Below are 7816 nucleotides of genomic sequence, written 5' to 3' on the forward strand. Positions count from 1 at the left end.
TGGAGCCGGAAGCGTATCTGCGCCATGTGCTGGCGATTATCGCGGATCATCCCATCAACAAAATCAAAGAGCTCCTGCCGTGGAACCTCACCATCCCTGCTGAATAACTGTCAATACGGCGCTGGGCGTACGCTTACGTTCCCGCGGCGTGATGCCGTGACGCTGCAACGCATGATGATACCCCTCCAGACGCAGCCGGCACGCCGGCAACTGCGCCGGACCGCTGATACAGCCGATGCGGCGATGGCACAGTCGATAGAGATAATTCACTGCGCGCCAGGCCGCGGTCAAATTATCAGTATGCACCGTCGGCAGCGCCAGCGCCGGCACATATTCATTCACCATAACCATTGGCGGCAGGGTGGAGCGCGTATCGCCATCGATGCGCAACGGCACATCGGCGCCGAGCAGCAACATACCATCAATCGTCCTGCCGTAGATCACGTCGCTGAGGCTTTTTTTCTGCGACGGCGCAGGGCGATACGGCGGCGGCAGCAGCCAATAACCTTGCGCGACGGCGGTTTTCTGGATGCCGCGCAGAACCTCGCTGAGATGCGGGTCGCCGCTATCGGGCACCAATGCCAGAAGCGTAGCGCTCTCGTCACGTTTTATCAGGCGGCCGGGCGAGAGCGGCGCATAACCGATGCTGCACGCTGCCCGCGCTGCAGCGTTGCCGGCGACACCTTTTCCGGACGCATCAGCGCCCGTGAGACGGTCGCGGTGGAAACGCCCGCCTGCAGCGCCACATCTCGCATTGTCGCGGCGCAGGTACTGCTCCTTTTCTGTTCCACGCATTACTCCTGGGGGCACCGTGGCCCTATTCATGCTCAACGGCCCTCCCTTTGTATCAGATCCCACGTCGGCGAGCAGAGGTCAATTTCACGCTGATTTTTATCTTTAGGCTATTGCCGAAGTGCGATCGCAAAACCCGCGGCGTCAGCTGTCGAGGGGATCCACATCCAGCGACCATTTGACCTTGCGCGCCTGGGACAGGGTACCTATTAGCGGTAAACTGGCGGCGATCAGGCGTTGCAGTTGCGGACGCGAGGGGTGCGACAAGAGCAACTGCCAGCGAAAACGTCCGCCGCGCTTGGGCGCCAGCGCGGGGATCGGCCCCATGAGCCACAGGGCGTTATCCCGCAGCGGGCTGGCGTCCAGCAGCTGGCGTAATTGATCAAGGAACAGCTCCGCCTGGCGGTTATCGTGATCATCCGCGCGAAACAGGATATGGCTGGTAAAGGGAGGCAGGCCCACCTGGCGGCGTTCCTCTAGCGTTTGATTGGCGAAGTCCATATAACCGCGATGCAGTAACGTTTGCAGCAGGGGATGTTCGGGATGGTGGGTTTGCAGTAAAACCTCCCCTTGTTTGCCGGCGCGGCCGGCGCGGCCGGCAACCTGGGTATAAAGCTGGGCGAAACGTTCGGCGGCGCGGAAATCGCCGGAGAACAGCGCGCCGTCCACGTCCAGCAGCGATACCAGCGTAACATCCGGAAAATGGTGGCCTTTGGCCAGCATTTGGGTGCCGATTAAAATGCGCGCGCCGCCGCGCTGCACCTGGGCGAGATAGTCCTCAAGCGCGCCTTTGCGCGCCGTGGTGTCGCGATCGATACGCGTCACCGGCACGTCTGGAAACAGCGGCGTCAGCGCCGCCTCCAGTTGTTCAGTGCCTAACCCGACCGCGACCAACTGGGTTGAGCCACACTGTGGGCATTGATGCGGCAGCGGGTGTTGGCTGTCGCAGTGGTGGCAGCGCAATTGGCGCTGATGCTGATGTAGCGTGTAGTAGTGATCGCAGCGTTGGCATTCGGCTATCCAGCCGCACTCATGGCACAGCAGCGCCGGCGCGAAGCCGCGCCGGTTAAGAAACAGCATGACCTGATTGCCGGCCTGCAGATGAGCGCGCATTTTATCCAGCAGCGGCGTTGAGAGGCCATGGGTCAGCGGCAGCACCTTCATGTCCAGCAAGTGCTGGCCGGCCGGCCGGGCGCTGCCGGCACGCTTGGCCAAGGTGAGCTGGCGGTATTTTTTCTGCTGCACATTATATAGGGTTTCAAGGGACGGCGTGGCGGTGCCGAGGACTATCGGTATATTTTCTTCCCGCGCGCGAAAAATCGCCAGGTCGCGGGCGTGATAGCGCCAGCCTTCGTGCTGCTTATAAGAACTATCGTGCTCCTCGTCGATGACGATAATCCCCAGCCGGGCGAACGGGGTGAATAACGCCGACCGGGTTCCGATGACGATAGCGCATTCGCCGCGTCGCGCTTTAAGCCAGACCGCCAGCCGTTCGCTGTCGTTGAGCCCCGAATGCAGGACCTCTACCGGCGCATTGAAGCGCTCGCGAAAGCGGGCGATAGTTTGCGGCGTCAGACCAATTTCCGGTACTAACACCAGCGCCTGCTGCCCTTTGGCCAGAATATTCTCCAGCACCGTCAGATAAACCTCGGTTTTGCCGGAGCCGGTAACACCGGCCAGCAGCCAGGCGGCGAACCGATCGTCCTCGCTGCGAATAGCACCCACGGCGGTGGCCTGTTCGGTGTTCAGCCGCCGCCGTTCGCCGTTAACGCCGAACCCTGGCCGCCAGTCGCTTGCATCCACCGCCTGGGGCCGCAGATCGCATAATCCTTTGGCGCGCAGCGCCTGCAGCGCCGCGTCGGCAAGCAGCAGCTCGCCCACCTGGTGGCGATAGACCGGCCCGCGCAGCAGCGCCGCCAGCGCCTGTTGCTGTTTGGGCGCCCGCTTTAGGCTATCGGGCAGTGTACTGCGCCCCTGTTCCGTGGCGAACCACTGCCATAGCGGCGCCATCTCAGCGGGCTTGCCCTGACGGAGCAGGATCGGCAAGGCGTGGAACAGCACTTCGCCGGCGGGATAATGGTAGTAGCCGATGGCCCAGTTCAGTATGCGCCAGAGGCTGTCGGAGAATAGCGACCGGCCGTCGAGTACTTCGCTAATAGGCTTTAACTTGTCCAGGGCCACGTCGCTGTGCTCGCGGATGGCGGTGACGATACCAATGGCCCGACGTTGACCAAACGGAACCCGCACCCGACCCCCAACCGCCGGCGCGGCGTTAGCGGGCAAAAGGTAATCAAAAGTCCGAGCCAGTGGCACCGGTAATGCGACGTTTACAACGGGCATGCATCCATCCTGGGTGTCAAAAAAGCGCTGATAGTGTACACTGTGTTGCTTTTGATGTACGGATTGTGTTTGTAAAGATTGGCGGCATTCTGTATGATTCGCCGCCTTTGATGTCATCCGGCATCAAAGCGATAAACTCCATTCGCGTGGTGTCTGGCTAAAGTAGACCGGATAGCGACGCGGCCTTACGAAGAGGTTTTCCATGCAAAAAGATATCCACCCGAAATACGTAGAAATTACTGCAGCCTGTTCATGCGGTAATGTCATCAAGACCCACTCTACCCTGGGCCACGACCTGAACCTGGACGTTTGCGGCGCTTGCCATCCGTTCTATACCGGTAAACAACGTGTTGTTGATACCGGCGGTCGTGTTGATCGCTTCAACAAGCGTTTCAGCATTCCGGTCGGCAAAAAATAATTGCCCCTACCAGAAGAGAAAAGGCGCCGCGGGCGCCTTTTTTATAAGCATTTTAGCGTTTAGATAAAATGTGTTATTGGTCTTGTCTTGGTTAGCCCCTGCTTTGAATCCCGCTACGATTTTCATGGTTTTTTTGGTTAAAAAAACCGATATTGGGATTTTCTCGCGCCTGGCGAAAGAGTCACTCGCTCCTTTCATATTAAATCCGCCGCATTTTTCATGGTGATAAAACATTGCGGTCCGATAAGGTCTCTCCTGAAGTCTATCTGCGCCATATTGATACTCGAGGGTTAATTCCTTAATAAGCGCGCGCGAATCGTCTATGGATAAATAAGGCGTTCACCTTATTACTGCAGTTCCAAAAAAACACCAAAATCATCTGAACTCCTTACACCGGAATGGTGGTGTAAATATAACATTCACAAATAATAAGGCACTGATCAATTTAAATAACGGTGACGTGGTGATTTAATTTAGCCTGTGTTGATAAATACAAACGATTATGACAACTTTAAGTCAAGAAAAGATTAATTTTTAACCAAAAACTGCGCATGGAGATAAAAGCACAAAAAATAGCTTAAATTAAGTCATCGTCATATTGCAGGATCATGAATAAAAGATTCGCTGTGAAGCGATGTGATTCTGCGAGTCTTGAATTTATAGCACTCTTCCGTCAGCTCAATACACACATTTTATACATAGAGGCTGGTATGATTGCAATTAATATGTTCATCAACAACACCTTGACATTTGCTTGTGCCGCGGGCACTGGCTCAGCGCATGCCGTGAAAGATGCCATAACGCCGTCAGGTATTTTCCAGCATATATTGGATATTTTGACATTTGGCGGCATACGTCGAGGAAAGGAAAATGTGTACACGATAATGATGGATAGAATGGCCGAAGCTTTGGATGGCACAGATATTACCGAGCCTAAGGATATCACCTTACATGATGTCATGGGGTGTGAAGTCTCATTCAAACTTCCGCCGATGGGCAGCGATGAAACAAAAGTGACGGTGGAAGTACGAGAAGGCGGTCATTTGATAGGTCATGACATTGATATCCAGGCTTACCACAAAGTATGCCGGACATTATTGCTCAGAAAAGAGTTACAGCTTGCCCAAAACCCCGTTATTTTGACAGAAAAGGGTAAGATGAACCTTACCGGCGTTAACCTGGCACAGGCTAATCTGGTCGGTATTGACCTGTCCGATGCTGATCTGTCCCATGCGAATCTCATCCGGGCCAACTTAGCGGGCGCAAACTTAGAGGGTGCCGACTTGACAGGCGCCAGGCTGATTCGTGCTAATTTGAGCGGCACCGACCTCACCAGTGCTAACCTGAATGAAGCAGATTTAAACCGTGCTGATTTGATTGAGGCCGACCTGTGCAATGTTACCTTGGCCGAGGCTGACTTAACCAATGCTAACCTGACCAGTGCTGAATTGGTCAGTGCTAATTTGACGGAGGCTAATTTTTTTCGAGCCCGGCTGAACGACGCTGACCTGACCCGGGTCAATTTGTCTTATGCTAACCTGGTCCAGGCGAATCTTACCGGTGCAGAACTTATCGATGCCGATCTGACCTTCGCTAAACTGAACGGTAGTCATTTGACGGACGCGGATTTTACCGGCGTCAATTTGAGCTTTGCTGACCTGAACGTAAGCGCCCCGTGGAGGACGTCTTGAATTATTGGTGGGTTTGTTGTACGAGACAGTAAACCTACGTTGCACGCTTATGCTCATTGTATTGATTTTAATAACTTTTATTTCCATCCCGGTTTGAGTGATATGAAATTAGTGGTTCTGAAGTTTGTGATAGTGTCCATTAAAATTTAAGTGGACACTATCATCGCCGGATTATCCATGATCTGACAGCCGTCCCTTATAGGATGCGGGTTCACTAGGCATCGTAGTGGAACATATTCTTACCGGGCCATACAACAAACCCACCAATAATTCAAGACGTCCTCCACGGGGCTCTTACCTTGAAAGCATGCATATTGAATTTTCCCAGGCATCCGGCGGTATGATATTAGTAGGCGAAACATTGGATCTTTTTGCCAGCCGTATCGATCGCTTACCTAATGACATGGTCATTATCGGTTCGCTTATATTGCGCGGCTGTAATATCACCGCATTACCCAGCGGCCTGCGGGTGCTGGATTATCTCGATCTCAACTCCACGGCAATTCACCGGCTGCCGGCAGACTTACACGTGGGCGGATCCCTTTACATCGAACGCTCACAATTGCGTCAGCTGCCGGACAATTTCAGTCTCGACGACCATCTGGTGCTGGAAAATACCCCGATAACCACACTGCCGCGGAATATGTGCGTAGGAGGCTGCCTGAATATACTCGGTACGGGCATTACCTATCTGCCGGAGGATCTGTACGTGGGTGAACGGCTATTGCTGGATGCGGAGAAGATGACCGGCAATGTTGCCTGGCGTCACCTGCGTAACGCCGAGCTGCCGCCAAATCCGCTGTTCGGCCCTGCCAGCGGCAGCCACCAGCGCGACTTGACGGTGTATGCGGTGTCGCTCACCGGGGAGATCAAAATTTCCGCCGGCCGCTTTTACGGGTCGCCTTCGGCGTTTATTCGCAATAATCCACCGCAGCCTTTTCGCCAACGGGTATTGGAATGCGTGGAGGAACTGAACCAGAACGCGATGATCGGTTGATAGCCACCGTGCGCCAATGAACGCCCAGCCGCCGTTGCCGCGGCGCGCTGCCTCTTTACCCCATCCCCCGCAACAGCCATACATAGGAAGGCGTCCATCGCGGGCGCCTTCCGTCACCGCAGCGATAAAAGGAGAGACTGTTGAACGGAAATCTGCCTGGATGGGGCCGGCGCCTGCTATTGCTGGCCGGACTTCTGTCGCCAATGGCGTCCTTCGCCCATTCGCACAGTTTTATCGCTATGCGCGCCACGTTTATCAACCAGGCGGAGACGTTGAGCGGTGTTCATATGCGCTGGACGATGGATTGAGATGACCTCCGCCGATCTTCTCTACGATGCCGGTGACGCGCCCGCGGGTTCGGTGATATGGAAAAAGCTGGCGGCGCAGGTCATGGCGAATGTACTGGGGCAGCATTATTGTACCATCAGGGGAAACGGGTGAAATTCGATAACCTGCCGCCGGCGTATCATTTATCGCGGGAAGGCCACAAAGCAGTGCTGGACTTCGTGTTGCCGCTAGCGGAGCCGCAGCCCCTGGCGGGACAGACCTTTACGCTCAGTACTTTCGACCCCACCTATTTCGTGGATATGACCTACAAAGATGCCGCCGGCGATGGCGCAACGCTGCAAGGTAACGCTGACAACACCGATCCTGACGCGTCGTGGCAGGAGTATGCCCGATCGCTGGACAAGGCGGACGCGCCGCCGCCGGATAAAGATCTCGGCAGGCAATTCGCCCAAACGGTGACGCTGACCTGCCGCTAACGCGCCTGGGGGGGCAATGATTCATCATCAATCTTTTGGGTTAAGTTTTGAAATGGGCTTCTGAAACTAAGCGCTTTTTGTCTGCTCCTGACGCGGTGTTGTCTAACACCACCGTACAAAACGAAAGTCATAGCGCCATCGTAGTCTGCGCGTAGGCGCTAGGCTTATTTCTGGGCCGATGTTTGCTATTAATAACTCCCATGCGCTATTACCCTTAATTCCCTATTGCTGGAACGCCAACGTCCCGGATGAATATAAAAAATCACTAGCGACACAAAACTCATTATAAAGATTATAGTTTTTAGGCAAATTAAAACACCAGCATGTTATAGTTTAAGCACCTTAATGGGTGGTTATCATCTTCATGATTAAATGCTAACATATTTATTTTATTATCTATTATTTGATTTTAAATAAATCATTATTTATATTTTTGATATTACTTTCAATTAATGTCAGTTAGCATGTAATAAAATAGATCGAAACGATCGAATAAAGTCATTTTATTTTTAATTCACGTTGATGAACAATCCGACTCCTGCGATTCCGGCCGGCTCGTATAACTAATTATCTTTCTGCGTGAATAAGAATTGAATGATGAGCAGCAAAAAATCAAAGTCGGGATTATTATTTTTATCCACTTTAAGTGAATTGCCTTATACCACAAAATATAATTCCAATAGAGAATCAACCATAAGTGCAGATTCCGACGTATCCGATCATCTGTTCCGGCGACATCCGATCAGTTATTCCGATATTTTCCGATCACCCATTCCAGTGATATTCGATCACGTGTTCGCTCATCTTCTGACTC

The 7816-nt window shown here is 53.4% G+C and carries 7 protein-coding genes and 1 pseudogene; 5 read left to right on the plus strand and 3 right to left on the minus strand.

Features of this window, described 5'->3' with window-relative positions; all coding sequences use genetic code 11:
- Positions 1-107: transposase domain-containing protein (locus tag ACMX3H_RS06230; RefSeq protein WP_415210122.1), on the plus strand; the 107-nt coding region annotated here is incomplete at its 5' end.
- Here ACMX3H_RS06230 and ACMX3H_RS06235 read toward each other — a convergent pair.
- From ACMX3H_RS06235 to priA, 3 genes are all read right to left on the minus strand, one after another.
- Positions 88-576, minus strand: coding sequence for a hypothetical protein (locus ACMX3H_RS06235; RefSeq protein WP_415210194.1), 489 nt, complete (start codon positions 574-576; stop codon positions 88-90). The genes ACMX3H_RS06230 and ACMX3H_RS06235 overlap by 20 nt on opposite strands.
- A gap of 35 nt (positions 577-611) precedes the next feature.
- Positions 612-755, minus strand: coding sequence for a LacI family DNA-binding transcriptional regulator (locus ACMX3H_RS06240; RefSeq protein ID WP_415210199.1), 144 nt, complete (start codon positions 753-755; stop codon positions 612-614).
- A gap of 181 nt (positions 756-936) precedes the next feature.
- On the minus strand, positions 937-3132 hold the full coding sequence (gene priA / locus ACMX3H_RS06245) for a primosomal protein N' (RefSeq protein ID WP_415210195.1): 2196 nt from the start codon (positions 3130-3132) through the stop codon (positions 937-939).
- A gap of 202 nt (positions 3133-3334) precedes the next feature.
- Here priA and rpmE point away from each other — a divergent pair, with 202 nt between their 5' ends.
- From rpmE to ACMX3H_RS06265, 4 genes and pseudogenes are all read left to right on the plus strand, one after another.
- Positions 3335-3550: a 50S ribosomal protein L31 gene (rpmE, locus tag ACMX3H_RS06250; RefSeq protein ID WP_415210196.1), complete on the plus strand. Its 216-nt coding sequence runs from the start codon at positions 3335-3337 to the stop codon at positions 3548-3550.
- A gap of 710 nt (positions 3551-4260) precedes the next feature.
- Entirely contained in the window at positions 4261-5241 is a 981-nt protein-coding gene (locus ACMX3H_RS06255; RefSeq protein WP_415210197.1) for a pentapeptide repeat-containing protein, read from the plus strand.
- A 226-nt stretch (positions 5242-5467) separates the two neighbouring features.
- Positions 5468-6238, plus strand: coding sequence for a hypothetical protein (locus ACMX3H_RS06260; protein ID WP_415210198.1), 771 nt, complete (start codon positions 5468-5470; stop codon positions 6236-6238).
- A gap of 203 nt (positions 6239-6441) precedes the next feature.
- A pseudogene (locus tag ACMX3H_RS06265) lies at positions 6442-7002 on the plus strand (DUF1007 family protein).
- Positions 7003-7816 lie beyond the last annotated feature (814 nt).

This window comes from Sodalis sp. (in: enterobacteria), assembly GCF_047607725.1.
GTDB lineage: Bacteria > Pseudomonadota > Gammaproteobacteria > Enterobacterales > Enterobacteriaceae > JBLKSS01.

Excerpts from the sequence above, each read along its gene's own strand:
- ACMX3H_RS06240 (WP_415210199.1), bottom strand. The coding sequence starts at position 755 with ATGCGAGATGTGGCGCTGCAGGCGGGCGTTTCCACCGCGACCGTCTCA.
- priA (WP_415210195.1), bottom strand. The coding sequence starts at position 3,132 with ATGCCCGTTGTAAACGTCGCATTACCGGTGCCACTGGCTCGGACTTTT.
- rpmE (WP_415210196.1), top strand. The coding sequence starts at position 3,335 with ATGCAAAAAGATATCCACCCGAAATACGTAGAAATTACTGCAGCCTGT.
- ACMX3H_RS06255 (WP_415210197.1), top strand. The coding sequence starts at position 4,261 with ATGATTGCAATTAATATGTTCATCAACAACACCTTGACATTTGCTTGT.